Source organism: Streptomyces sp. 3214.6 (genome assembly GCF_900129855.1).
Classification (GTDB): domain Bacteria; phylum Actinomycetota; class Actinomycetes; order Streptomycetales; family Streptomycetaceae; genus Streptomyces; species Streptomyces soliscabiei.
In genome coordinates this window covers 6,571,946-6,597,321 of the sequence record NZ_LT670819.1, presented here as the reverse complement: position 1 = coordinate 6,597,321, position 25,376 = coordinate 6,571,946, and the positions used below count along the sequence as shown (strand labels likewise).

Sequence of the window (25,376 nt, the reverse complement as noted above, 5' to 3'; positions counted from 1 at the left end):
ATCACAAGGCGCCCCCTCCGGCGGAGCGTGCCAAGCGTTGCGCGCCCGGCCGGGGATGTGAACAGGCTCTCAGCTTGTCGTTTAACGTCGGCGTGAGATGAGTCGAGCGAGTGACTCTGTGGGCCAGCAGAGCCATTCGAGAAGAGGGCTGGTGACCACGAACCAGTGGACGCTGATTCGGCCGTGCTTTTTGTCCAGGATCAGTGGGGCTTCATCCCGGTAGACGTAGCGGAGGTACCGGCGACGGATCGGCGCTCCGGCTATCAGCAGCACTGGCGAGGTGACAAGGATGGCCACCGGGACCAGGGCCCTTGCTGTGATGAGCTTCGCTTTCTCCTCGTAGCGCATCCGCTCAGTGTGCTGATGCTCGAAGTCGTTTGTCAGCCTGTCCTGCGGGGTTTGGTGCCGATCTTGTGGTGGGCGGGTCGGCTGTATGCCTCGCCGGTGGCAAGGACTCTGCCCACGTCATGGCGGGTGGCTTGGCGGCGGTTCTTCGAACCCGGAGGGCGGCCTGGTCCGGGCCGGGACGGTTTCGGTGCACCGGCTGGTGACCCGGTCTTCGCGTGCAGGTTTCTGAAGCCTCTGCGGACGCGGGCGGGTGTCAGTCTGTTCGGTTCGGCCGGCTTCTCCCAAGGCCGCCGCAGGTCGGTGGCCAGTGGGCGGGCGAGCCGGAGCTGGGCATAGGCGGCGATCACCAACCATGTCCACCGGTCGGCCGCCTCCGAGTCGCGGAGCCGGGGCTTGGTCCAGCCAAGAGTCTGCTTGAACAGGCGAAATGTGTGCTCGATATCGAAGCGGCGGAGGAAGGACTGCCAGCAGCGTTCGACGTCCGCTTCGGTGGCGCCGGTGCCTGACCACCACAGCCAGACCGGCTTGTTGACTCCACCGGACGGCAGCTTCTCCACGACCAAGCGGATGACTGTGCCCTCGATGAGGGGTAGCGGCCCGGCGTGGTCGAGCCATGCAGCCCGGCGGGTCAGCCGCGGGTGCAGCCGGTCCCACGCCTGCGCAGTCGCCTTCCCATAGAGCCGGGTGTCCGTAGTCGTCACTGCCTGCTCAGCGCCCCAGGTTGTGGGGTCGCCGAAGACGAACTCGCCGCCGTGCTTGGGCGGTCTGCCGCCCTTGGGGTTGGCCAGGCCGAACTCTTTGCGGGAGGGTGCCGGACGCCGCATCACGCGGTCCGAACGGAGCCGCCCGACGATCTCGACGGGCAGCCCCGCCAGCAGGTGGGCGATGCGCGGAGCGTCGTATCCCGCGTCCAGCACGACCAGGACCTCCGGGTCACCCGGTCGCCACTGGCCGGCGACGACCAGCCGCTCAATGACCTCGCGGACCTGCACCGTGGTCACCGCAGCGACATCGGCGCCGGGCTCCAGGCGGACCGCGTCCAGCACCGCCGTCCAGGACGTGCGGCCGGTCTCTAGCGCGGCCACCACCGAGTACGGCCAGCCGGGCACCATCTGGTGCTTGCCCTCACCCCGGCCGAACGTGTGGCAAAAGGCCCGGTCAGCACACGTGTTGGCGTCCGGCCGCAGCCACGGCGAGACATCCACCGCCAGCACCAGCCGACCATCCGCCGCCCTCGGCAACGGCACCCCGACGAGGGCACGACGCAACCTCGCGACATCGATCCGACCCTGGTTCAGCCCGCCGTACAGAGCCCCGTGACCACGACGGTGTTCAGGAGCGAGCGCGAGATCAACCAGCGTCCGCACTGGCCCGTCCGTGCACAACAGCGCGTCGCACAACTCGAACAACGCGTCGCCCCGCGCGGTCAGACACGCGTACAGCTCCGACCGGAAGTGTGACACTTCCGCGAACGCATCCCGCAGGACGCCCTGATGCACCAAACTCACGACCACGGCCTTCGCGCTGATCCACTCTGTGACGGAGCACAGGATCAGACGGAGGCCGCCTTCACGTCCGCTGGACTGCGAAAACGCCGACCAAGTTCGAGCCGCGTTCGACACCGGACCATAAACGACAAGCTCAGGACCAGCGGCCGGTGCGACCCAGCAGCAGGGCGGTCGCGGCCGTCCCGGCGGTCGACGTACGCAACACGGTACGACCGAGCCGGTACGCCTTCGCACCCGCCTCCTCGAACACGGCCAACTCCTGTGGCGAGACACCGCCTTCGGGACCGACGACCAGCACGATCTCACCGGAGGACGGGAGTTCGGCCGTCGCGAGCGGCCCGCTGCCGTAGTCGCGGTCCTCGTGCAGGACGGCGGCGAAGTCGGCCCGGGCCACCAGCTCCGCCACCTGCCTGGTCGTCGCCGCCTCGGCGACCTCGGGGAAGCGGACCCGGCGGGACTGCTTGCCGGCCTCGCGGGCGGTGGCCCGCCACTTGGCGAGCGCCTTCGCTCCGCGATCGCCCTTCCACTGTGTGATGCAGCGCGAGGCCGCCCACGGCACGATCGCGTCGACGCCGGTCTCGGTCATCGTCTCGACAGCCAGCTCACCGCGGTCGCCCTTGGGCAGGGCCTGCACGACGGTGATCCGGGGCTCCTCGGCGGGCTCCTCGGTCACCTCACCCAGGCTCACGACCAGCCGGTCCTTGCCCTCGGCGGCGACGACCTCACCCGGCGCCCAGCGCCCGGCGCCGTCGGTGAGGACGATCTCCTCGCCGGCCCGCAGCCGCTTCACGGAGACGGCGTGCCGGCCTTCGGGACCGTCCAGGACGAACCGGCCGCCCTGCCCACTCCGACCGCCCTGGCCGCTGCCCGGCAGTTCGTCGACGACGAAGACGGGCGCGGTCATGCCGCGCCGCCGTCCCCGGACTCCGACAACGCTGTCCGCGCCGCGGCGAGTTCGGCCGCCAGTACCTCCACCAGCCGCCCGGCGGGCAGCTCCCGGGCCAGCCGGTGGCCCTGTCCCGCCCACAGCGCCATGCCCTGCGCGTCGCCCGCCTTGGCGGCCGCCTTGCGCAGCGGCGAGGTGAGGTGGTGGACCTCCGGGTAGGCGGCGGGCGCGTACGGGCCGTGCTCGCGCAGGAAGCGGTTGACCAGGCCGCGGGCCGGGCGGCCGGAGAAGGCACGGGTCAGCTCGGTGCGCACGAAGAGGGGGTTGGTCAGCGCCTGCTTGTGCACGGCGGGCGCGCCGGACTCGGCGGTGGCGAGGAACGCGGTGCCCAGCTGGGCGGCGCTCGCGCCGGCCGCGAGGACCGCGGCGATCTGGCTGCCCCGCATGAGGCCGCCGGCGGCGACGATCGGCAGGCTCACGGACTCGCGGACCTGGGCGATCAGGGAGAGCAGTCCGATGCCGGAGCCGTCGTTCTCCGGGATGTCCCGGTGGGTGCCCTGGTGGCCGCCGGCCTCCACGCCCTGCACGATCACCGCGTCCGCGCCGGCCCGCTCCACCGCGAGGGCCTCCTCGACGGTCGTCGCCGTGACGAGGGTGAAGGTTCCCGCGCGCCGCAGGGCCTGAAGCACCTCGGGGCCGGGCACGCCGAAGTGGAACGACACCACCGGCACCGGGTTGTCCAGCAGCACGGCCAGCTTGGCGTCGTAGCCGTCGTCGCGGCCGCTGTCGGGGTCGCCGAGGTCCGTCTCGTACCAGGCGGCCTCGCCGGCCAGCTGGTGGGCGTAGACCTCGACGGCGCCGGTCTCCGCATGCTCGGGCTGCGGCATGAAGAGGTTCACGCCGAAGGGGCGGGCGGTGAGACTCCGCAGCTGCTTGATCTCCTGGTACACGCCGTCGGCCGTCTTGTACCCGGCGGCCAGGAAGCCGAGCCCGCCGGCCTCGGCCACGGCGGCGGCGAGCTTCGGGACGGAGACGCCGCCCGCCATGGGGGCCTGCACGATCGGGTGCGGGAAGAGATCGGTCAGTGCGGAGGACATGACGGCATGTTGTCACGTCCTTTGAACAAGTCCGAATCCGACCGTCGGTTGGCATAGGCCTCTGGCAGACATGCCGGAAGGGCACCCGTGGCGGGTGCCCTTCCGGGGCTGCTCAGCATGCGCGCGGGGCCTCAGCGGCCGTTGAACGCGTCCTTCAGCCGCGAGAACAGACCCTGCTGACCGGGCTGGAACTGCCCCGTGGGCCGCTCCTCGCCGCGCAGCTTGGCCAGCTCGCGCAGCAGCCGCTCCTGCTCGGGATCCAGCTTCGTCGGCGTCTGCACCTCGACGTGGACGATCAGATCGCCGCGCCCGCCGCCCCGCAGATGCGTGACGCCCCGGCCGTGCAGCGGGATCGACTGCCCGGACTGGGTGCCGGGCCGGATGTCGACCTCCTCCAGGCCGTCCAGCGTCTCCAGCGGCACCTTCGTGCCGAGGGCCGCCGCCGTCATCGGGAGTGTCACCGTGCAGTGCAGGTCGTCGCCGCGCCGCTGGAACATGTTGTGCGGCAGCTCGTGGATCTCGACGTACAGGTCGCCGGCGGGACCGCCGCCGGGGCCGACCTCGCCCTCGCCCGCGAGCTGGATCCGGGTGCCGTTGTCGACACCGGCCGGGATCTTGACCGTCAGCGTGCGACGGGACCGCACGCGGCCGTCGCCCGCGCACTCCGGGCAGGGAGTGGGGACCACGGTGCCGAAGCCCTGGCACTGCGGGCAGGGCCGGGACGTCATGACCTGGCCCAGGAAGGACCGCGTCACCTGCGACACCTCACCGCGACCGCGACACATGTCACATGTCTGGGCGGTGGTCCCCGGCGCCGCGCCCTCACCGCTGCAGGTGGCGCAGACGATCGCCGTGTCGACCTGGATGTCCTTCGTCGTGCCGAAGGCAGCCTCTTCCAGGTCCACCTCCAGCCGGATCATCGCGTCCTGACCGCGCCGCGTCCGCGACCTCGGGCCCCGCTGGGACGCCGTGCCGAAGAACGCGTCCATGATGTCGGAGAAGTTCCCGAAGCCACCGGCGCCGAAGCCGCCCGCGCCACCGCCGCCCGACTGGGACAGCGGGTCGCCGCCGAGGTCGTAGACCTGCTTCTTCTGCGGGTCCGACAACACCTCGTAGGCGGCGTTGATCTCCTTGAACCGCTCCTGGGTCTTCGGATCCGGGTTGACGTCCGGGTGCAGCTCGCGTGCGAGCCGCCGGAAGGCCTTCTTGATCTCTTCCTGCGACGCATCGCGGCGCACGCCGAGGACGGCGTAGTAGTCCGTGGCCACTTACGACTCCGCCAGGATCTGTCCGACGTACCGTGCCACCGCTCGTACCGCTCCCATCGTTCCCGGGTAATCCATGCGGGTCGGTCCGACCACGCCGAGTTTGGCGACTGCCTCGCCGCCCGAACCGTAGCCGACCGACACCACCGAAGTGGAGTTGAGTCCCTCGTAGGCGTTCTCGTGACCGATGCGTACGGTCATGCCCGAATCCCCGGCCTCGCCAAGGAGCTTGAGGAGCACGACCTGCTCCTCCAAGGCCTCCAGGACCGGCCGGATGGTGAGGGGAAAGTCATGTCCGAAGCGGGTGAGATTGGCGGTGCCGCCGATCATCAGCCGCTCCTCGTTCTCCTCGACGAGCGTCTCCAGGAGGGTGGAGAGCACCGTCGTGACCGTACCGCGGTCCTCGGCCTCGAAGGCGTCCGGCAGGTCCTCCACCAGACGCGGCACGTCGGAGAACCGACGGCCCGCGACCTTGCTGTTGAGCCGCGCGCGTAGATCCGCCAGCGAGGTCTCCCCGAAAGGCGCCGGGCAGTCCACCAGCCGCTGCTCGACCCGCCCGGTGTCCGTGATCAGCACGAGCATCAGACGCGCGGGCGCGAGCGAGAGAAGCTCCACGTGCCGCACGGTCGAACGGGTCAGGGACGGGTACTGCACGACGGCGACCTGCCGGGTGAGCTGCGCCAGCAGCCGCACGGTCCGCGCCACGACGTCGTCGAGATCGACGGCGCCGTCGAGGAAGTTCTGGATGGCCCGCCGCTCCGGACCGGTCATCGGCTTGACACCGGCCAGCTTGTCGACGAACAGCCGGTAGCCCTTGTCCGTGGGGATGCGCCCCGCACTGGTGTGCGGCTGGGCGATGTACCCCTCGTCCTCCAGGGCGGCCATGTCGTTGCGGATCGTCGCCGGGGACACGCCGAGGCTGTGCCGCTCGGTGAGCGCCTTCGACCCCACGGGCTCCTCGGTGCCGACATAGTCCTGGACGATGGCGCGCAGCACCTGGAGCCTGCGTTCACTCAGCATTCCGCGCACACCTCCAGCAGTCGTCCCCCAGTCCCCTGGGCGCCTCGTCTGGCACTCTTCACATCCGAGTGCCAGCGTTCCCCGGCCCAGTGTACGGCTGTGGGGTACACCGAGGGCAAGGTCGGCCCCGGTGCAGCGTCGTAGGGCTAGCGTCGCGGTATGACGGTGACTTGGGAAGAGCTCGGGTGGGAGCGGGTCGCGGCCGGGGTCGGGCGGTGCCGGCTGCCGGGCTGGGACTGCACGGCGGGGCTGGTCGTGGGGGCGGGCGCGGCGCTGGTGATCGACGCGGGGTCGACTCTCGCGGAGGGGGTGCGGCTGCGGGCGCAGGCCGAGGAGCTGACCGGCCAACGTGTGACCCATCTCGCGCTCACCCACCCCCACTTCGACCATGTCTTCGGCGCGGCGGCGTTCGCGGGCGCGGAGGTCTTCGGGGCGGTGGGCGTGGACACCGTGCCGGGCGAGGAGCTGCGGGCGGACGCGGTACGCAACGGTTTGGACGAGTCGGCGGCCGCGGAGGCCTCGGACGCGCTCGTCCGGCCCCGGCACCTCGTCTCCGGCGAGTGGACGCTCGACCTGGGCGGCGGCCGGCAGGTGCTGCTGGCGAACGTCGGCCCCGGCCACACCGCGCACGACCTGGCGGTCGTCGTCCCCGGCGAACCAGAGGTCGTCTTCTGCGGCGACCTGGTCGAGGAGTCCGGCGAGCCGCAGGCCGGGCCGGACGCCGTCCCCTCCCGCTGGCCCGATGCCCTCGACCGGCTGCTGCGGCTGGGCGGCGAGGACGCGCTGTATGTGCCCGGTCACGGGGCGGTGGTGGATGCGGCGTTCGTGAGGGCGCAGCGGGACGCGCTGGCGGCCCGGTTCGGCGTGTCGCCGTAAACCCGTCTCGCGGCTTCTCCTATCGTCATCCGAATGCGCCAGTACTCCGCCGACCTGACCCCTCCCTGGAAGAAGCCGAAGCCCGTCCCCGAGGTCCCGGCGGAGCCCGGCCTGGTGGTGGAGGAGCCCGGCACCGGGTTCTGCGGCGCGGTGATCCGCTGCGAGGCGGGAACGGTCACCCTGGAGGACCGCTTCGGCAAGCACCGGGTGTTCCCGCTGGAGCCGCGCGGCTTCCTGCTGGAGGGCCGGGTGGTGACCCTCGTGAGACCGCCGTCCGCCGGGCCCGTACGTCCCACCCGTACCGCCTCCGGTTCGGTCGCGGTACCGGGCGCACGCGCGCGGGTCGCCCGCGCCGGGCGCATCTACGTCGAGGGCCGGCACGACGCCGAGCTGGTCGAGAAGGTGTGGGGCGACGACCTGCGCGTCGAGGGCGTGGTCGTGGAGTACCTGGAGGGCGTGGACGACCTGCCGTCGATCGTCGCCGAGTTCGCCCCCGGCCCGGACGCCAGGCTGGGCGTCCTCGTGGACCACCTCGTGCCCGGCACGAAGGAGTGGCGCATCGCCCGGTCGGTCACGAGCGGGCACGCCCTGGTCGTCGGCCACCCGTACATCGACATCTGGGAGGCGGTGAAGCCGGCGACGCTGGGGATCCCGGGGTGGCCGCGCGTCCCGCACGGCCAGGACTGGAAGACCGGCGTGTGCCGGGCCCTGGGCTGGCCGTCGGACAACACCGGGGCGGTGTGGCAGGCCATCCTGAAACGGGTGACCTCGTACAAGGACCTGGAGCCGGAGCTGCTCGGCAGGGTGGAGGAACTGATCGACTTCGTGACTGCCACCAGCCCGTCCGGCGCTTGAGGCAGCCCGTCCGGCGCTTGAGGACGAGGCCGTCCAGGCCGAAAAGCGGGGGTCCGGGGGCGGCAGCCCCCGGGGTCGGGACGGGAAGGGGCGGCGGGGGCGAAACCCTCAGTCCACCAGGTCCCGCACCACCGCGTCCGCCAGCAACCGGCCCCGCAGGGTCAGCGCGGCCCGCCCCTCGTCGTACGGCCCCTGCTGCAGCAGTCCGTCCGTGAGCGCCCGGCCCGCGGCAGCGAGCCCCGCCTCCCGCAGCAGTGTCAGCGGAACCCCCTCCCTCAGCCGCAGCTCCAGCAGGATCCGCTCCACGCGCCGGTCCTCGTCGGACAGGAGCTCACGTCCGGCGCCCGGCGAGCGGCCGCCCGCGAGAGCAGCCGCGTACGCGCCCGGATGCTTCACGTTCCACCAGCGGACCCCGCCGACGTGCGAGTGCGCCCCCGGCCCCGCGCCCCACCAGTCGGCGCCCCGCCAGTACAGCTCGTTGTGCAGACAGCGGCCCGCCTCGGAGGTGGCCCAGTTGGAGACCTCGTACCAGTCGTAGCCCGCGGCCGACATCACCTCGTCCGCGATCAGATAGCGGTCGGCGTGCACGTCGTCGTCGGTCATCGGGACCTCGCCGCGGCGGATCCGGCGGGCGAGCTGCGTGCCCTCCTCGACGATCAGCGCGTACGCCGAGACGTGGTCGGGGCCCGCGCCCAGCGCCGCGTCCAGCGAGGCCCGCCAGTCGTCGTCCGACTCGCCCGGGGTGCCGTAGATCAGGTCCAGGTTGACATGGTCGAAGCCCGCGGCCCGCGCCTCCGCCACGCACGCCTCGGGCCGGCCGGGGGTGTGCGTGCGGTCGAGGACCTTCAGCACATGCTGCTTCGCGCTCTGCATGCCGAAGGAGATCCGGTTGAAACCGCCCTCGCGGAGAGTGGCGAGATAGGCGGGGTCGACGGACTCCGGGTTCGCCTCCGTCGTCACCTCCGCGTCCGCCGCGAGGCCGAACTCGTCGCGGATCGCGCCCAGCATCCGTACGAGGTCGGACGCGGCCAGCAGCGTCGGTGTGCCGCCTCCCACGAAGACCGTGCGGACCTCGCGCGGGTCGTCGCCGAGGACCTTGCGGGCGAGGCGGACCTCGTCGATCAGGGTGTCGGCGTAGTTGTCGCGGGAGGCGAGGACACCGCCGGTGCCGCGCAGCTCGGTGGCGGTGTAGGTGTTGAAGTCGCAGTACCCGCAGCGGGTCGCGCAGTAGGGGACGTGCAGATAGAACCCGAGGGGGCGGTCGGCGGCGCCGGCGAGCGCGTGCGCCGGAAGCGCGCCGTCGCCGGGGACCGGTTCGCCATCGGGGAGTGCGGAAGGCATACGCCCATTGTCCCGCACCCCCACACGGCCCCCGACTATCCCGCCTGCCCCGCCTAGTCGGCCTGGAGGACCAGTAGGGCCAGGTCGTCCTCCGGGGGTAGGTCCCCGAACTCGTGCACCAGTTGTCGGATGCGTTCCGCGATCAGCTCGGCGTCCAGGCCGGCGCAGCCCGCGAGCGCGACGGCCAGTCCGTCCTCGTCGTCGAACTGGCGGGAGCCCGAGCGCCGCTCCGTCACCCCGTCGGTGACGCACAGCAGGCTGTCCCCGGTCCGCAGCTCCAGGCTGTCGCTGGTGTACGTGACGTCCTCGATGACCCCGAGCAGCGTCTGCGGGTGTGCGGCCGTGGCGACCGAGCCGTCCGGGCCCAGCAGCAGCGGCAGCGGGTGTCCGGCGGAGGCGAGGGTGCAGCGGACGCCGCCCTCGAAGGGGGCCAGTTCGCCGTAGAGGAGGGAGAGGAAGCGGGTCTGCGGGCCGTCGCCCGGTCCGGCGGGGCCGACGAAGGCGCGGGCGGCGGCGTCGGCGGCCTCCGTCGCGTCGTCGAGGAGGAGCTGGTTGAGGCGGTCCAGGACGTCGGCGACGCCGTACCCCTCGCGGGCCAGCAGCCGCAGCCAGGGCCGGGCCAGGCCGATGACGACGGCCGCCTCCGGGCCCTTGCCCTGGACGTCGCCGATCGCGAAGCACCAGCGGCCGTCGCCCGCCGGGAACAGGTCGTAGAAGTCGCCGCTCGGGCCGCCCTGTTCACGCGGCTCGTAGACGAGGGCACTGCGCACCCCGGGGATCTCCGCGACCGCGCCGGGCAGCAGCCCGCGCTGCAGTACGGCGCTGATGGTGACCTGGCGGGCGTACTGGCGGGCCGCGCCGATGGCGAGCGCCACCCGCCGGCCCAGGTCCTCGACGAGCCCGGTGACCTCGTCGGGGAAGACGAGCAGCCCGGCCCGCCCGATGACCAGGGTGCCCAGCGGACGGCCGCCCGCGATCAGCCGGTACGCGAGGGCCGCGCCCGGTCCGCCGAGCGCCGCGCCGGGCCAGGGAAACAGTTCGGGCCCGGAGCGCGGCCCGCCGTCCGGCGGACACGGCGGACACGGCGGGTCCTTCTCCAGGGCCCGGCGCAGGTCCTCGATGAGGTTCTCGCTGCCGTGCCAGACGCGGGCCAGCCGCGGCCCCGGCCCGCCGGTCCACTCGCCGCGCCCGCTGACCTCGTCCTCCAGCCACACCGCGCACCAGTCGGCGAGCCGCGGCACGAGCAACTGTCCGGTCAGCGCGGCCACCAGGTCCTCGTCGAGCTGTCCGGCGAGCAGGTCGGAGGCCTCGGCGAGGAAGGACAGCGCGCCCCGGTTGAGCCACTCCCGGTCCCGGCGGCCGACCGGCTGCCGAGGCTCGGGCGCGAGGGCTTCGAGGAGCCCCGGGGCGGGGCGGAGGAAGCCGTCCGAGCGCTCGCCGCAGCGGTCGGAGTGATCCGGATGCTCCGAGTGGTCCGAGTGGTCCGAGTGGTCCGAGTGGTCCGAGTGGTCCGAGTGGTCCGTGTGGTTCGCGTGATCCGAGTGGTTCGCATGGTGCTCGTAGTGGTTTTGGTCGGGGTCGAAGGGGTCGTCGCCGAGGGCGTCGAGGTCGATGTCGTAGGGCGCGGCGCTCGGCAGGAGGCGGGCCCAGACCGTCTTCGTCCCCCTGCGGTACGTCACCCCCCAGGCGTCGGCGAGCCCGGCGACTATGCGCAGCCCGCGGCCGTACTCCGGTGTCTCGTACGGCGGTTCGGGGGCGCCGTCGTCGCGTGGGGCGCGGGAGGGGTGGTGGTCGCAGACCTCGACGACGACCGCGAGCCGGCCGCCGGGGTGCCCGGGCTCCTCCTCCAGCCGGCACCCCAGCTCGACGTCGGTTCCGGCGTGCACGACTGCGTTGGTGACGAGTTCGCTGACGACGAGCGTGGCGTCCTGCGCGAGACGCTCGTCGAGTTCCTCGCCGCCCGGCAGGCCGAGGCCGGCCCACTCCGTCAGCGCGGCGCGGACCAGGTCGCGGGCGGCGCCGGGCGCGAGGGGACTGCCGGCCAGGTTCGCGCGGGTGTGCGGGAGCCCGCCCGGACGCGCGGGCGCGCCGCCGGCCCGGGAGGCTGTCTCCCGTTGCGTCGGAATGGCCCCCATGCGCAGCTCCCCGGACGGTTTGGATGCCCACAGGGTGACAGACCGATCTCGGCCATGAGCGCTGGGTTACCGAACTCGGCCGTCCTGGGAGAGAACCGTGCTACGCGTGTGTACACATGTGTACGCGCGTGCTCGAAGAGGGGCGGTTGAGGGGCGGAATCCGAGCATGCGCGCTCCGCCCCTCGATACCGCGCGCCCGCGCTACGCCTCGCGCGCTCCGGCGTACATGTCGTCGATGAGGTGCTTGTACTCCCGCTCCACGACGGGCCGCTTCAGCTTCAGGCTCGGCGTGATCTCGCCGTGCTCGACGTCGAGGTCCCGGGGCAGCAGCCGGAACTTCTTGATGGTCTGCCAGCGCTGGAGGCCCTCGTTGAGCTGCTTGACATAGCCGTCGATCAGCTCGATCGTCGCGGGCGCGGCGACGACGTCCGCGTACGACTTTCCGGCCAGCCCGTTCTCCTTCGCCCAGTCGAGGATCGACGGCTCGTCCAGCGCGATGAGCGCGGTGCAGAAGTTCCGGTCGGCGCCGTGCACGAGGATGTTGGAGACGTACGGGCACACCGCCTTGAACTGTCCCTCGACCTCCGCGGGCGCGATGTACTTGCCGCCGGACGTTTTGATGAGGTCCTTCTTGCGGTCGGTGATGCGCAGGTAGCCGTCGGGCGAGAGCTCGCCGATGTCGCCGGTGTGGAACCAGCCGTCGGCCTCCAGGACCTCCACGGTCTTCTCGGGCAGCCCGTGGTAGCCCTCCATGATGCCGGGGCCGCGCAGCAGGATCTCGCCGTCGTCGGCGATGCGCACCTCGGTGCCGGGCAGCGGCTTGCCGACCGTGCCGGTGCGGTAGGCCTCGCCCGGGTTGACGAAGGAAGCGGCGGAGGACTCCGTCAGGCCGTAGCCCTCCAGGATGTGGATGCCGGCGCCGGAGAAGAAGTAGCCGATCTCCGGGGAGAGGGCCGCCGACCCGGAGACGCACGCGCGCAGCCTTCCGCCGAAGGCATGGCGGATCTTGGCGTAGACGAGCGCGTCGGCGACCTTGTGCTTGGCGCCCAGCCCGAAGGGGACGGAGGCCGTGCCGGTGCGCCTGAAGTTGTCCTGCGCCTCCTTGGCGTACTCCCGGGCAACCTCGGCGGCCCACTGGAAGATCTTGTACTTGGCCCCGCCGCCCGCGCGGGCCTTGGCGGCGACCCCGTTGTAGACCTTCTCGAAGATGCGCGGCACGGCGGCCATGTACGTCGGCTGGACGACCGGCAGGTTCTCGATGATCTTGTCGACGCGGCCGTCGACGGCGGTGACGTGACCGACCTCGATCTGGCCGGAGGTGAGGACCTTGCCGAAGACGTGCGCCAGCGGCAGCCACAGGTACTGCACGTCCTCGCCGCTGATCAGCCCGGTCGCGGCGATCGCCTTCGCCATGTACGACCAGTTGTCGTGCGGGAGGCGGACGCCCTTGGGCCGGCCGGTGGTGCCGGAGGTGTAGATGAGCGTGGCGAGCTGGTCGGAGGCGATCGCGGCCACCCGCTCCTTGATCAGCCCGGCGTCCTTCTCCAGCCGGGCCGCGCCGCGCTTCTCCAGCTCGTCGAGGGTGAGGATCCAGTCCTCGGCGGTCTCGACGCCCGCCGGGTCGATCACGACCATATGGGTGAGGGCGGGCAGCTCGGCGCGCTTCTCGACGGCCTTGGCGAGCTGGGCGGCGTCCTCGGCGATCAGGACCCTGCTCTCGGAGTCCGAGAGGATGAACGCCGACTCGTCCGCGTTGGTCTGCGGATAGACGGTGGTCGTGGCGGCCCCGGCGCACATGATGCCGAGGTCGGCGAGGATCCACTCCAGCCGGGTGGAGGAGGCGAGCGCGACGCGCTGCTCCGGCTGTACGCCCAGTTCGATGAGGCCGGCCGCGATCGCGTAGACCCGCTCGGCGGTCTGCGCCCAGCTCAGCGACTTCCAGTCGTCGGGGCCCTCACCGGACGCGGCCGGCACCGGGTACCGGTATGCCTCCGCGTCGGGCGTGCTCGCCACGCGCTCCAGGAAGAGGCCCGCGACGGACGGCGGACGGTTCTCGATCAGGGTCTGTGTGTCGCTCACGACATCCTCCGGGGCCCGCGGCGATGCGGCTGGCTTGGTTAAACGGCTGGCTTGTTTAACTCGCGAGTAACTATCGGGCAGGGACAGAGTAGAGGCCGACCGGCCCGGGCGTAAGGGGCCACAGAGGGTCACTTTCCCCTGGACACGGACACGGGGCCCGTCACGCTTTCGCGCGACGGGCCCCGGAAATCGGCGTCCATGGTGGCTATTTCTTGCCCTTGCCCGAGCTCGCGTTGTCGTCGCTACTCAGGACGGCGATGAAGGCCTCCTGCGGAACCTCCACGGAACCCACCATCTTCATCCGCTTCTTGCCTTCCTTCTGCTTCTCCAGCAGCTTCCGCTTCCGGGAGATGTCACCGCCGTAGCACTTGGCGAGGACGTCCTTGCGGATGGCGCGGATGGTCTCGCGGGCGATGACCCGGGAGCCGATGGCCGCCTGGATGGGCACCTCGAAGGCCTGCCGCGGGATGAGCTCGCGCAGCTTGGCGACGAGCCGCACCCCGTAGGCGTACGCGGCGTCCTTGTGGGTGATCGCGGAGAACGCGTCCACCTTGTCGCCGTGCAGCAGGATGTCGACCTTGACCAGGCTGGAGGTCTGCTCGCCGGTGGGCTCGTAGTCCAGCGACGCGTAGCCGCGGGTCTTGGACTTCAGCTGGTCGAAGAAGTCGAAGACGATCTCCGCGAGGGGCAGCGTGTAGCGGATCTCGACGCGGTCCTCGGAGAGGTAGTCCATGCCGAGCAGGGTGCCGCGCCGGGTCTGGCACAGCTCCATGATCGAGCCGATGAACTCCGACGGCGCGAGGATCGTGGCGCGCACGACCGGCTCGTACACCTCCGAGATCTTCCCCTCGGGGAACTCGCTCGGGTTGGTGACGACGTGCTCGCTGCCGTCCTCCATGAGGACGCGGTAGACCACGTTCGGCGCGGTGGCGATGAGGTCGAGGCCGAACTCGCGCTCCAGCCGCTCACGGATCACGTCGAGGTGCAGCAGACCCAGGAAGCCGACGCGGAAACCGAAGCCGAGGGCGGCGGAGGTCTCCGGCTCGTAGACCAGCGCGGCATCGTTGAGCTGCAGCTTGTCGAGGGCCTCGCGCAGCTCGGGGTAGTCGGAGCCGTCCAGCGGATACAGACCGGAGAAGACCATCGGCTTCGGGTCCTTGTAGCCGCCGAGGGCCTGAGTCGCGCCCTTCGCCTGGCTGGTGACGGTGTCACCGACCTTCGACTGGCGGACGTCCTTCACGCCGGTGATCAGATAGCCCACCTCGCCGACGCCGAGGCCGTCGGCCGAGAGCATCTCGGGCGAGTTGGTGCCGATCTCCAGCAGCTCGTGGGTCGCGCCGGTCGACATCATCCTGATGCGCTCGCGCTTGTTGAGCTGCCCGTCGATGACACGGACGTACGTCACGACACCGCGGTAGGAGTCGTAGACCGAGTCGAAGATCATCGCGCGGGCGGGGGCGTCGGCGACACCGACCGGCGCGGGGATCTCCTTGACGACCTTGTCGAGCAGCGCGTCGACGCCGAGACCCGTCTTGGCGGACACCCGCAGCACGTCGGTCGGGTCGCAGCCGACGAGGTTCGCGAGCTCCTCGGCGAACTTCTCGGGCTGCGCGGCCGGCAGGTCGATCTTGTTCAGCACGGGGATGATCGTGAGGTCGTTCTCCATCGCCAGGTAGAGGTTGGCGAGGGTCTGGGCCTCGATGCCCTGGGCGGCGTCGACGAGGAGGACGGTCCCCTCGCAGGCCGCGAGCGACCGCGAGACCTCGTACGTGAAGTCGACGTGCCCCGGGGTGTCGATCATGTTGAGGATGTGCGTGTTGCCGGGCTCGTGGGTCGGAGCCCAGGGCAGACGCACCGCCTGGGACTTGATCGTGATGCCGCGCTCGCGCTCGATGTCCATCCGGTCGAGGTACTGAGCACGCATCTGCCGCTGCTCGACCACGCCGGTCAGCTGGAGCATCCGGTCGGCGAGCGTGGACTTGCCGTGGTCGATGTGCGCGATGATGCAGAAATTGCGGAGCAGAGCCGGGTCGGTACGGCTCGGCTCGGGCACATTCTTAGGGGTCGCGGGCACGCAGGGTCCTGATTCTTGAGATATCCGCAGGGTCAGCGGCTCGGGTCGGATCGATACGTAGGCTCCATGGTCCCACGGGCGGCGACCGGGGACCGGTTTGGGCCACTCACGGGGCCGCTGGTAGTCTGGGCAGCTGTGTCTCATGCCCTCTCAGCGCGGGGCACATCGGAAACCTGAAATAGAAGAGGCTTACTTCGTGGCGAACATCAAGTCCCAGATCAAGCGGATCAAGACCAACGAGAAGGCTCGGCTGCGCAACAAGGCCGTCAAGTCCTCCCTGAAGACCGCGATCCGCAAGGCCCGTGAGGCTGCTGCCGCGGGTGACGTCGAGAAGGCCACCGAGTACCAGCGCGCTGCCGCGCGTCAGCTCGACAAGGCCGTCTCGAAGGGCGTCATCCACAAGAACCAGGCCGCCAACAAGAAGTCGGCGCTTGCTTCCAAGGTCGAGACCCTCAAGGGCTGAACCCCTTATCTGATCTGATCGCCGGAAGGACCCAGAGCGGGCCCTCTCTCATCCGCTCCCGTCCGGCACCCCCGAGCCTGTACGCGGCCTGCGTTCGCCACGCGGGTACGGGCTCACCAGCTTGATCAGCGTGACCCGAAGGCCCCGGTCCCTCGCCCTTCCCCAGGGTGGAGCCGACCGGGGCCTTCGGCATGCCGGTCACGACCAGAAGTCGTTGGCCCTGTCCATGTCCTCCAGGCACTCGTCGAGGTCGCTGATCTTGTCCCCGACGATCCGGAAGACGATGCCGCCGTTCTCCTCTATGTGCTTGGAGCCCCGATCCGCGGTGAAGCGGTGCATGGACATGACGTGCCCACGGCCGTCGACGAACAGGTTGAGCAGCTCGACCCGGAACGAGCCACCCGTCTCGGAGGACAGTCGGCCGTAGTAGTCGTTGAGGACCGAGTCGATCCCCTTGTAGTCCCCCGAGAGCGGGTGCGAGCCGGGTACGTGGTGCGTACAGTCTCCGGTCATCAGCCCGCGCAGCGTGTCCATGTCTCCCCGCTGGAAGGCCTCGTAGCCCTCGCGAACGAGCTTGGCGTGCGGGTGTTCAGCCACGGTGATCGCCACCTTTCCGTGTTCGGCGACAGACGGCCGATGCGCACGATTCTCCTCCCCGCGGTGTCTACCGTCCTGCGGAGCGGGCCGCGCGCGCGATCGCCACGACGGCCTTCTCCAGGGCGTACTCGGGATCATCGCCCCCGCCCTTCACTCCCGCGTCCGCCTCGGCCACCGCCCGCAGCGCGACGGACACCCCGTCCGGCGTCCACCCCCGCATCTGCTGCCGCACCCGGTCGATCTTCCACGGCGGCATGCCCAGCTCCCGCGCGAGGTCGGCCGGCCGGCCGCCGCGCGCGGACGACAGCTTCCCGATCGCCCGCACGCCCTGGGCGAGCGCACTGGTGATCAACACGGGCGCGACGCCGGTGGCCAGCGACCAGCGCAGCGCCTCCAGCGCCTCCGCCGCACGTCCCTCCACCGCCCGGTCGGCGACGGTGAAACTCGATGCCTCGGCCCGTCCGGTGTAGTACCGCCCGACGATCGCCTCGTCGATGGTCCCCTCGACATCGGCGACCAGCTGGGAGACCGCCGAGGCCAGCTCCCGCAGATCGCTGCCGATGGCGTCGACGAGCGCCTGGCAGGCCTCGGGCGTGGCCGACCTCCCGGTCGCCCGGAACTCCTGTCTGACGAAGGCCAGCCGGTCCGCCGGCTTGGTCATCTTCGGGCAGGCCACCTCGCGCGCCCCCGCCTTGCGCGCGGCGTCCAGCAGCCCCTTGCCCTTGACCCCGCCGGCGTGCAGCAGCACCAGCGTGATCTCCTCGGCGGGCGCTCCGAGGTACGCCTTGACGTCCTTGACCGTGTCGGCGGACAGGTCCTGCGCGTTGCGTACGACCACGACCTTGCGCTCCGCGAAGAGCGACGGGCTGGTCAGCTCGGCGAGGGTGCCGGGTTGCAGCTGGTCCGAGGTCAGGTCACGTACGTCCGTGTCGGCGTCGGCGGCCCGGGCGGCGGCCACCACCTCCTGCACGGCACGGTCGAGCAGGAGGTCCTCCTGGCCCACGGCGAGCGTCACCGAGGCGAGAGGGTCGTCATTCGCAGTCTTCCTGGCCATTGCGACAAGCATGGCACGGGCCACTGACAACGCGGCCCGCGAGCGTCTCCCCTACGGCTCCTCGCGCCAGCCCTCCCACTCGCCCGCGAACGCGTCCAGCTCCTCCGCGTCGAGCCGGCCGTCCTCGTCCCGCAGCACGACCAGCCACTGCGCGTCCTCCGCGTCGTCCTCCCCCGCCAGGGCGTCCCGGACGATCTGCGGCTCCTCGCGCACCCCGAACCGCTCGGCCAGCTCCTGAGCCGCCTCCTGCGCGGCATCACGATCGGGCAGCACCAACACATGTCTCACATCACTCACCCACCCATTTTCCGGCACACGCGCAGGCGCTGACGGCCGGGTCGGCAGTCAGGGGGGAGGGGGAACGGCGGCCCGCGTAGGCGGGCAGGGGACAGGAGCGGGTCGGCGAGCATGCGGGCTGCGGGCGTGCGGGCTGCCGGCTGCGGGTACGCAGGCCGCGGGTACGCAGGCCGCGGGTACGCAGGCCGCGGGTACGCAGGCCGCGGGTACGCAGGCCGCGGGTACGCAGGCCGCGGGCTGTGGGTGTGCGGGCTGCCGGCTGTGGGTCAGGCCTTCTGGACGATCTGCACGTCCAGTTCGATGCGAATGCTCGGTCCGACCACCGCGATGCCCCGCGCCAGCATCGACTGCCAACTGACGGTGAAGTCGTCCCGGTGCAGCTCGGTCCGCGCCCGGCAGGCCGCCCGCACCTCGCCGCCCATGCCGTTGCCGAGCCCGAGGTACTCCGCGTCCAGCGTGACCGTCCGCGTCACCCCGTGCAGCGACAGCGCCCCGGTGACGGCCCACCGGCTGCCGCCCTTGTGCACGAACCGCTCGCTGTAGAACTCGAGCGTCGGAAACCGCTCGACGTCCAGAAAGTCCGCCGACCGCAGATGGTCGTCCCGCATCCTGACGTTCGTGTCGATGGACGCCGCGTCGATCACCACGTGCATCGCCGACTGCTCCACCTGCTCGGCGATCCGCACCGCCCCCGCGAACGCGTTGAACCGCCCGTGGATCCGGGCGAGCCCGATGTGCCGCGCCGTGAACCCGATCGAGGAATGCGTCGCCTCGATCTCCCAGTCCCCCGGCGCCGGCAACTCCGGCGGCCGCGCGACCTGCAGCGTCACATCACCGAGCTGGGCCAGCGCATTCTCCCCGACCGTCGCGGTCGCCCGATAGGGCGTGTATCCCTCGGCGGACACCGCGAGCCGGTACTCCCCCGCCGGGACCGTCGTCATGAACGCCCCGAAGGGGTCCATGCCGCCGCTGACGACCTTGCGTCCCATCGCATCGCTCACCGCGAACTCCGCGTGTGGCACCGGCTCGTTGACCGGGTCGAGCACCCGGCAACTCAGCACTCCGGCGTTCGCCGGGGTGTGGACCGCAGCGAGAGGACTCGTCCGCTGCACCCGGTTCGTACGGTTTCCCAGCCAACGGCCCAACATCCACGACACCTCTGCGCGACTTGACACCACTTGTTGTCGAAGAGGTATTCGATCACTGATGCGGCTTTCGAGGCAAGACACGCCCACATCACGGGAAACCAGCAGATGTGCTGGTACTACGCACAAGTAGCCCCGCATGACCGGAATCCACCCGTCCAAACGCCGTCCTCGGTCTGGGCGGGATTCATGCCCTCAGTCTCGCGCCACCCGCACCTCCCCGCCCGTGCCCGCGACGACCGCCAGCGCCCCGTCCCGGTCGGTCCGCATCACCGCCGCCCCTCCCGCGCGCAGCGCCGCGACCGTACTGGGCGCCGGGTGCCCGTACGGATTGTCCGCACCACACGAGATCAGTGCCAGCCGTGGGGACGCCGCGCGTATGAGGTCGGGGTCCTGGTAGGCCGAGCCGTGGTGGGCCACCTTCAGCACGTCCACTCCGTGCAGCAACGCGGCCGCCGGGGAACGCAACAGCGCCTGCTGGGCCGGGGGTTCGAGGTCACCGAGCAGCAGCATCCGCAGCCCGGCCGACCGCACGAGCAGTGTCACGCTCGCGTCGTTCGGCCCGTCCGGTTCCGGCGCCGGGCGCGGTGGCGGCCACAGCACCTGCCAGTCGAGAGCACCGAGCCGCCGCCGCTCCCCGGCCACCGCCCGCATCACGGGAACGTCCCACGCCTCCGCCTCCTTCCGTACGAATTCCACCTGGTCCACGGGCTCCTCGAACCCCGTCGTCTCGATCGCTCCCACCGCCCGGCCCCGCAGCACCCCCGGTAGTCCGGCCACGTGGTCGGCGTGGAAGTGGGTGAGGACGACGAGCGGCACCCGGGTGATCCCGAGCGTGTGCAGGCAATGGTCGACCAGCGTCGGATCCGGCCCGGCGTCCACCACCACGCCGGTTCCCTCGCCCGCCGCGAGGACAGTCGCGTCCCCCTGCCCGACATCGCACATCGCCAACCGCCAGCCCGGCGGCGGCCAACCCGTCAACACCCGGGTCAGCGGCGGCGGCTGGACCACCGCGAGCAGAAACAGCACCCCGCAGACCCCGCACAGCCACGGGTGCCCGAGCAGTCGCCGCCCCAGCAGCACGACCCCGGCGGTGACCAGGGCGAGCAACAGGGCACCGCCCCAGCTCCCGGGCCAGTCCACTCCCCCGCCGGGCAGCGCCGCCCCGGTCCGCGCCACGCCCGCGATCCACCCGGCGGGCCAACTCGCGTACCACGCCAGCGCCTTGGCCACCGGCATCGCCACGGGCGCCGTCGCCAGCACCGCGAAGCCCAGCACCGTCGCCGGGGCGACCGCGAACTCCACAAGGAGATTGCAGGGCACCGCCACCAGGCTCACCCGCGCCGACAACAGCGCGACCACCGGCGCACACAGCGCCTGCGCGGCTCCCGCGGCCGCCAGGGCCTCCGCGAGCCGCGGGGGCACCCGATGCCGTCGCAGCGCGGCACTCCACCGCGGCGCCAGCGTCAGCAAGGCCCCGGTGGCCAGGACGGACAGCAGGAACCCGTAACTCCGGGCCAGCCAAGGGTCGTACAGCACGAGCAGCAGCACCGCTGTCGCCAGCGCCGGGATGAGGGATCTGCGGCGGCCGGTCGCCAGGGCGAGCAGCACGATCGCTCCGCAGGCCGCGGCACGCAGCACACTCGGGTCGGGACGGCACACGACAACGAATCCGAGCGTGAGCGCTCCGCCCAGCAGTGCCGTCGCTCGCAGGGGGACGCCGAGGCGAGGCGCCAGACCGCGACGTTCGACCTGCTGGGCCAGCCCGGGTGGGCCGAGGAGCAGGGCGAGGATGATCGTGAGGTTGCTCCCGGAAACGGCCAGGGTGTGGGCCAGATCCGTCTCCTTGAAGGCCTCGTCCAGTTCGGGCGTGATCCGCGAGGTGTCCCCGACGACCAGCCCCGGCAGCAACGCCCTGGCGTCCTCGGGCAGTCCTTCGGTGGCCGCCCGCAGTCCCGCCCGCAACCGCCCCGCCAGCCGCTGTACGGCCGACGGTTCACGCACGACGGACGGCACCGCACGGTCCCGTACCCGCAGCACAGCCGCGATCCGGTCCCCGCCGGCCAACGCGGGCGCCAACCGCCCGGTCACCCGCACCCGGGCGGACGGCAACAGCCCAAGCCACGACCCCGCCCCAGGCTTCACTCCGGAACCCCGCACACCGCCGGACACGGCCCGGCCGCCGGCCCCCACACCCCCACCGTCGGGCACCCCCGAGCCACCGGATGCCGCACGCCCAATGCCGGAGGCCGCACGTCCAACGCCGGACGGCTCCCGCCCCACGCCGGACGGCTCCCGCCCACCGAGCGCCGCAGGCTGCCCGCCCGTGCCCCAGCGCGATCCGACGTCCACGAGCACCAGCACAGGGGCCCGCGTCGCCACCGCCGCCCGGACCGCTCCGGCGCCACTGGGCAGCACCTCTTCGACTCTGCGCACCTCCCCGTTGATCAGGACGGAGTCCGGCGTCACATGGTCCCCTCTGACTCTGGGCCGGGTGAGCCGTGGGTCGGAGGTGATCTCCACCTCGGCGGTGACGGTCGCGTACTCCCGCGCCAACGCCGGCACCGGTCCGCGGCGCAGATCCGCCCCGTGCAGCCCGGCGGACGCGGCAGCCGCGGCCACGCAGAGCAGCGACGCGGCGACCGTGACACAAGGCCAGGCCGTCCGGCCGCCAACGGCCCGAACACCCGGAGGCCGCGGACTGCCCACGCCACGACCCGTGCCCTGACCTACAGCACGTCCCACCCCATGACCCGCCCCACGTCGTGGGGTCCACCGTTCGGTGCGCCCAGCTCCCCGCCGCGCCACGACGAGAAGGACGCCGGCTGTCATGAGGCAGACGGTCACGACGCCGGCCACCAGCGCGGGTGGCGCGTCCAAGGTCAGCGCCGCCGTCGCCCAGGCCGCGAGCGCGGGTGGCACGAGCCGTAGATCCACCGGCCCTTCCTGACGCGGGTTGGCATCGCCCAGTCGCTTTCCTGAAGCTGCGTGCACGGCTTGGCGGGTGCGGGAGTCACGTCCGGCTCGGGCACCGGTGACCTCGGCGTCCTCGCTGTGCCCCGTCCCAGGCCCGGTGCGCGCAGCGTCTTCTCCCCTCATGGCCGCACGAGGTTCCGCAGGTCGGCGAAGCGCCGCTCGCCGATGCCGTTGACCTCGCGCAGTTCGTCCACCGACCGGAAACCGCCGTGCTGGGCGCGGTAGTCGACGATGTGCTGCGCCAACACGGGTCCCACGCCGGGCAGGCTGTCGAGTTGATCCACGGTCGCCGTGTTGAGGGAGACAGGGACCGAGGGCCCGGCTCCCATGCCGGCACCTGCAGCACCCGCCGCTCCCGGCCCAGCCCCCGCTCCCGCCCCGGCGGCCCCGGGCGGCGCGGGTCCGCCGACGACGACCTGCTCCCCGTCCACGAGGAAACGGGCGCGGTTGAGACCGTCGGTGTTGGTCCCCGGTCGCACTCCACCGGCCGCACCCAACGCGTCGACCACCCGTGAACCGGCCGGAAGTCGGTGGATCCCGGGCTTCCGCACCTTGCCGCTGACGTCCACCACGATCTCGGCCCCGGCCGTACTCGCCGTACCCGGCGGACCGACCGAACCGACAGAAGCGGCCGGCTCCGCAGCCTGGCTCCGCTCACCCGCCTCATAAGGGGCAGCGGCTCGCACCACCTCCGGAGCCCTTACCGGCTGAACCCGGCCGACCCAGAAGTGCTGTACGGCGAATGCGGCCGCGGCGACCAGTAGCACCGTGAGTGCGAGCACGCTTTTGCGTTCCAGGCCGCAACGCGTCTGCAGCCACACCGGCATCCGCTCCCGCAGAGCCAGCCCGGCCCGCTCCTGCCAGAGCCGAGCGGCACGAGGAGGCACCCCCTCACGAGCCTCGTCGAGACCGAGACCGAGACCGAGACCGAGACCGCGATCGACGTCACCGTCGTCGTCGCGCCCCCGCCCATGCCCGAGCCCACGCCCGAGCCCACGCCCGACATCCCGGTCGCCGTCGACGTCACGATCACGGTCGTACGCGTGGGGGCCGTCGTCGGCAGCGACGACATGCCTCTCGCCCTCACCCCCACTCACACCGCCCTCCCCCACGTCGCCCTTCCCCACACCGGGCGCATCGGACGTCCTCGGCGCGCCCGGCGGCCCATCCCCGACTCCCCTTGCTCCCGGGCCCGTTGGGCGAACAGCGCCTGAGCCCGGCGGCGGTTCTGCTCCGCCGAGGCATGACGGTGTCCCGCAGGGCCGCCGCCGGATGAACGGAGACGATGGGAGCGGCCGTCGGAGCCGGGGACCCGGCCGGGACCGCTGGTCGCGTTCGTGCTGCGTGAGCGTGATCGAAGTGCCATGCCACGAGGATGGGACACTTCACCGAACCGCGATGATCTTGCTCAATTTCCGGGGACAACTGCCCCGTTGTGGATAACTCCGCCACCCGCACGAGTGAGGGAAGCCGGGAACCCTCGACCTCAGCCTCAGCGCGGCGAGACCACGACGCCCAGCAACCCCGGCCCGGTGTGCGCCCCGATCACCGCACCGACCTCGCTCACGTGCAGGTCGGCGAGCCCGGGCACGCGTGACCGCAGACGGTCCGCGAGGGCGCCCGCCCGGTCGGGAGCAGCGAGATGGTGCACGGCGATGTCGACCGGCGCGCTGCCCGCCCGGTCGGCCACGAGCTCCTCCAGGCGGGCGATGGCCTTCGACGCGGTCCGCACCTTCTCCAGAAGCTCGATGTGCCCCCCGTCCAACTGGAGCAGCGGTTTCACCGCGAGCGCCGAGCCCAACAGGGCCTGGGCAGCGCCGATCCGGCCGCCGCGGCGCAGGTAGTCAAGGGTGTCGACGTAGAAATAGGCGGAGGTGCCGGCGGCCCGCTTCTCCGCCGCGGTGACCGCCTCGTCGACCGTGCCGCCCGTCCCGGCGGCCTCGGCCGCCGAGAGCGCGCAGAAACCCAACGCCATCGCGACCATGCCGGTGTCCACCACCCGCACCGGCACCGGCGCTTCACGCGCCGCGAGGACCGCCGCGTCGTACGTGCCGGACAATTCGGCGGAGAGGTGGAGGGAGACAATGCCGGTGGCTCCGGAGTCGGCGACTCTGCGGTACGTCTCGGCGAAGAGCTGAGGGCTGGGGCGTGAGGTGGTGACGGGGCGTCGCTTCTGCAGCGCCTGGGCGAGGGAGCGGGTCGAGATCTCGTTGCCCTCTTCAAGAGCCTGGTCGCCGAGGACGACGGTCAGGGGCACCGAGGTGATGCCGTGACGCTCCATCGTCCGTTGCGGCAGGTAGGCCGTTGAATCCGTGACGATCGCGACATGGCGGGACATGACCTGGAGGTTACCTGGCGTAGCCTCCGAGCGGCAGCCCGGCCCCTCGCAGCCGCTGGACCCTTGACCGAATCAAGTGCCACCGCCGAGCAGCACCTGACTTGGGACCCGATCACACCCGCGATCGGGACCTCGCAGGCATCAGCGGCCACGCTGTCCCGCGTCAGGTGGTGCTCTCGGGGCGCGGCTTCTTCTGCCACGGGTAGGTGGGCCGCGGTCCGGGCGGAGTGATGGCGGGCCGGGCCGGCTCCTCCGGGGTGCGTGCGCCGGGTGTCTCCGGCCAGGTCTGTCCGGCCGCCGCACCGTCGGCGGCCGGAGCCTCGGGCCACGACGGCGGCGAAGGCGGCGATGTCTGGGTGGAGTCCGCTGTGGTCCAGTGCCGCAGAGCACCGGCCTCGACGTCTATCTGGGCGCTGAGGGTGTCGAGGTCGTCGTCCGCGAAGCGGCGGGCCCGGTCCCGGGCCGCCCAGCGCAGCGACTCCGCCGATGACGTGATGCGCTCGGTGCGCTCCCGCAGTGAGGGCAGCCGCTCGGTGAGCTTCGCCCGGTCCGGCTCGGACTCCAGGCGCTTGAGCTCGTCGTCCAGTTCGTGCCCGTGCGCGCTGAGCCTCTGGAAGAGACCGAGGGACTCCTTGAGGGATGCGTCCTCGGCGACGCCCGCGTGCAGCGCGTCCTGTGTGGCCCGCATCGACGTGCGCAGCTTGAGCCGCAGCTGGGCGATCTCCCCGGCCGGTCCGAGCTGGGCGAAGGACTTGGCCCGCAGGGTGTGGTCCTCGACCGTGCGGCGGGCCTGGGTGATGGTGCGGTCGACGCCTCGCTTGGCGGCGCCGATCACCTTAACCGTGGCGTAGGCGCCGAGCACGAGGAAGAGCACGAAGAGCAGGGCGACGACTGTGATCACTGCTTCCACCAGCTCCTCCTCCGGCCTGCCACGACACATCCGGCGCCACAGCTCGCGCGCCGCACTTAAAACCGTAAACGACGCGGGCAGGCCCGGAGTTCCAGAAGAACCCCGAACCTGC

Annotated in this window: 21 protein-coding genes; 3 read left to right on the top strand and 18 right to left on the bottom strand. The window is 71.6% G+C overall.

Going from position 1 to position 25,376, the window contains the following annotated elements; translation table 11 throughout:
* Positions 1-81: 81 nt before the first annotated feature.
* From B5557_RS29795 to hrcA, 6 genes are all read right to left on the bottom strand, one after another.
* Complete coding sequence (locus B5557_RS29795; protein ID WP_079658125.1) at positions 82-348, bottom strand: hypothetical protein; 267 nt, start codon at positions 346-348, stop codon at positions 82-84.
* 32 nt (positions 349-380) lie between these two features.
* Positions 381-1,856: an NF041680 family putative transposase gene (locus tag B5557_RS29790; RefSeq protein ID WP_231976487.1), complete on the bottom strand. Its 1,476-nt coding sequence runs from the start codon at positions 1,854-1,856 to the stop codon at positions 381-383.
* 133 nt (positions 1,857-1,989) lie between these two features.
* A complete protein-coding gene (locus tag B5557_RS29785; protein WP_079662346.1) occupies positions 1,990-2,760 on the bottom strand; it encodes a 16S rRNA (uracil(1498)-N(3))-methyltransferase in 771 nt (256 codons plus the stop codon).
* Positions 2,757-3,839 carry a nitronate monooxygenase gene (locus B5557_RS29780; protein ID WP_079662345.1) on the bottom strand — a complete coding sequence of 361 codons (1,083 nt, stop codon included), beginning with the start codon at positions 3,837-3,839 and terminating at the stop codon, positions 2,757-2,759. Before B5557_RS29780 ends, B5557_RS29785 begins: the two co-directional genes overlap by 4 nt.
* 131 nt (positions 3,840-3,970) lie before the next feature.
* A complete protein-coding gene (gene dnaJ, locus B5557_RS29775) occupies positions 3,971-5,107 on the bottom strand; it encodes a molecular chaperone DnaJ (protein WP_079662344.1) in 1,137 nt (378 codons plus the stop codon).
* Complete coding sequence (gene hrcA / locus B5557_RS29770; RefSeq protein ID WP_079662343.1) at positions 5,108-6,124, bottom strand: heat-inducible transcriptional repressor HrcA; 1,017 nt, start codon at positions 6,122-6,124, stop codon at positions 5,108-5,110. It abuts the gene before it with no gap.
* 159 nt (positions 6,125-6,283) lie between these two features.
* Between hrcA and B5557_RS29765 the strand changes: the two genes are divergently transcribed.
* Together B5557_RS29765 and B5557_RS29760 are read left to right on the top strand one after the other, a co-directional pair.
* Positions 6,284-7,000 carry an MBL fold metallo-hydrolase gene (locus tag B5557_RS29765; RefSeq protein WP_079662342.1) on the top strand — a complete coding sequence of 239 codons (717 nt, stop codon included), beginning with the start codon at positions 6,284-6,286 and terminating at the stop codon, positions 6,998-7,000.
* A 33-nt stretch (positions 7,001-7,033) separates the two neighbouring features.
* Positions 7,034-7,855: a DUF3097 domain-containing protein gene (locus B5557_RS29760; RefSeq protein ID WP_079662341.1), complete on the top strand. Its 822-nt coding sequence runs from the start codon at positions 7,034-7,036 to the stop codon at positions 7,853-7,855.
* A gap of 108 nt (positions 7,856-7,963) precedes the next feature.
* Here B5557_RS29760 and hemW read toward each other — a convergent pair whose 3' ends face one another.
* From hemW to lepA, 4 genes are all read right to left on the bottom strand, one after another.
* Positions 7,964-9,196: a radical SAM family heme chaperone HemW gene (gene hemW / locus B5557_RS29755; protein ID WP_079662340.1), complete on the bottom strand. Its 1,233-nt coding sequence runs from the start codon at positions 9,194-9,196 to the stop codon at positions 7,964-7,966.
* A 53-nt stretch (positions 9,197-9,249) separates the two neighbouring features.
* Entirely contained in the window at positions 9,250-11,331 is a 2,082-nt protein-coding gene (locus tag B5557_RS29750; RefSeq protein WP_099937338.1) for an ATP-binding SpoIIE family protein phosphatase, read from the bottom strand.
* Positions 11,332-11,532: 201 nt separating this feature from the next.
* Positions 11,533-13,410, bottom strand: coding sequence for an AMP-dependent synthetase/ligase (locus tag B5557_RS29740; RefSeq protein ID WP_079662339.1), 1,878 nt, complete (start codon positions 13,408-13,410; stop codon positions 11,533-11,535).
* 205 nt (positions 13,411-13,615) lie between these two features.
* A complete protein-coding gene (lepA, locus tag B5557_RS29735) occupies positions 13,616-15,484 on the bottom strand; it encodes a translation elongation factor 4 (RefSeq protein WP_079662338.1) in 1,869 nt (622 codons plus the stop codon).
* A gap of 196 nt (positions 15,485-15,680) precedes the next feature.
* On the opposite strand from lepA, the gene rpsT reads away from it, so the two are divergent.
* Positions 15,681-15,947 (top strand): 30S ribosomal protein S20, encoded by a 267-nt coding sequence (gene rpsT / locus B5557_RS29730; protein WP_020127768.1) that lies wholly within the window; start codon positions 15,681-15,683, stop codon positions 15,945-15,947.
* Between the two features lie 198 nt (positions 15,948-16,145).
* Here the strand turns inward: rpsT and B5557_RS29725 are convergent, their stop codons facing one another.
* The 8 genes from B5557_RS29725 to B5557_RS29685 all read right to left on the bottom strand — a co-directional run bounded on the left by B5557_RS29725 (position 16,146) and on the right by B5557_RS29685 (position 25,264).
* A complete protein-coding gene (locus tag B5557_RS29725) occupies positions 16,146-16,544 on the bottom strand; it encodes a nuclear transport factor 2 family protein (protein ID WP_079665079.1) in 399 nt (132 codons plus the stop codon).
* Positions 16,545-16,611: 67 nt separating this feature from the next.
* On the bottom strand, positions 16,612-17,598 hold the full coding sequence (gene holA / locus B5557_RS29720) for a DNA polymerase III subunit delta (RefSeq protein WP_180291666.1): 987 nt from the start codon (positions 17,596-17,598) through the stop codon (positions 16,612-16,614).
* Positions 17,599-17,649: 51 nt separating this feature from the next.
* On the bottom strand, positions 17,650-17,895 hold the full coding sequence (locus tag B5557_RS29715; protein ID WP_079662337.1) for a hypothetical protein: 246 nt from the start codon (positions 17,893-17,895) through the stop codon (positions 17,650-17,652).
* Between the two features lie 266 nt (positions 17,896-18,161).
* Positions 18,162-19,043 carry a YceI family protein gene (locus B5557_RS29710; protein ID WP_079662336.1) on the bottom strand — a complete coding sequence of 294 codons (882 nt, stop codon included), beginning with the start codon at positions 19,041-19,043 and terminating at the stop codon, positions 18,162-18,164.
* Between the two features lie 192 nt (positions 19,044-19,235).
* A complete protein-coding gene (locus B5557_RS29705; protein ID WP_231976486.1) occupies positions 19,236-21,872 on the bottom strand; it encodes a ComEC/Rec2 family competence protein in 2,637 nt (878 codons plus the stop codon).
* A gap of 263 nt (positions 21,873-22,135) precedes the next feature.
* Positions 22,136-23,143 (bottom strand): helix-hairpin-helix domain-containing protein, encoded by a 1,008-nt coding sequence (locus tag B5557_RS29700; RefSeq protein ID WP_443031283.1) that lies wholly within the window; start codon positions 23,141-23,143, stop codon positions 22,136-22,138.
* A 365-nt stretch (positions 23,144-23,508) separates the two neighbouring features.
* Complete coding sequence (locus B5557_RS29690; protein ID WP_079662332.1) at positions 23,509-24,354, bottom strand: DegV family protein; 846 nt, start codon at positions 24,352-24,354, stop codon at positions 23,509-23,511.
* A gap of 163 nt (positions 24,355-24,517) precedes the next feature.
* Positions 24,518-25,264 carry a hypothetical protein gene (locus B5557_RS29685; RefSeq protein WP_079662331.1) on the bottom strand — a complete coding sequence of 249 codons (747 nt, stop codon included), beginning with the start codon at positions 25,262-25,264 and terminating at the stop codon, positions 24,518-24,520.
* Positions 25,265-25,376: the final 112 nt, after the last annotated feature.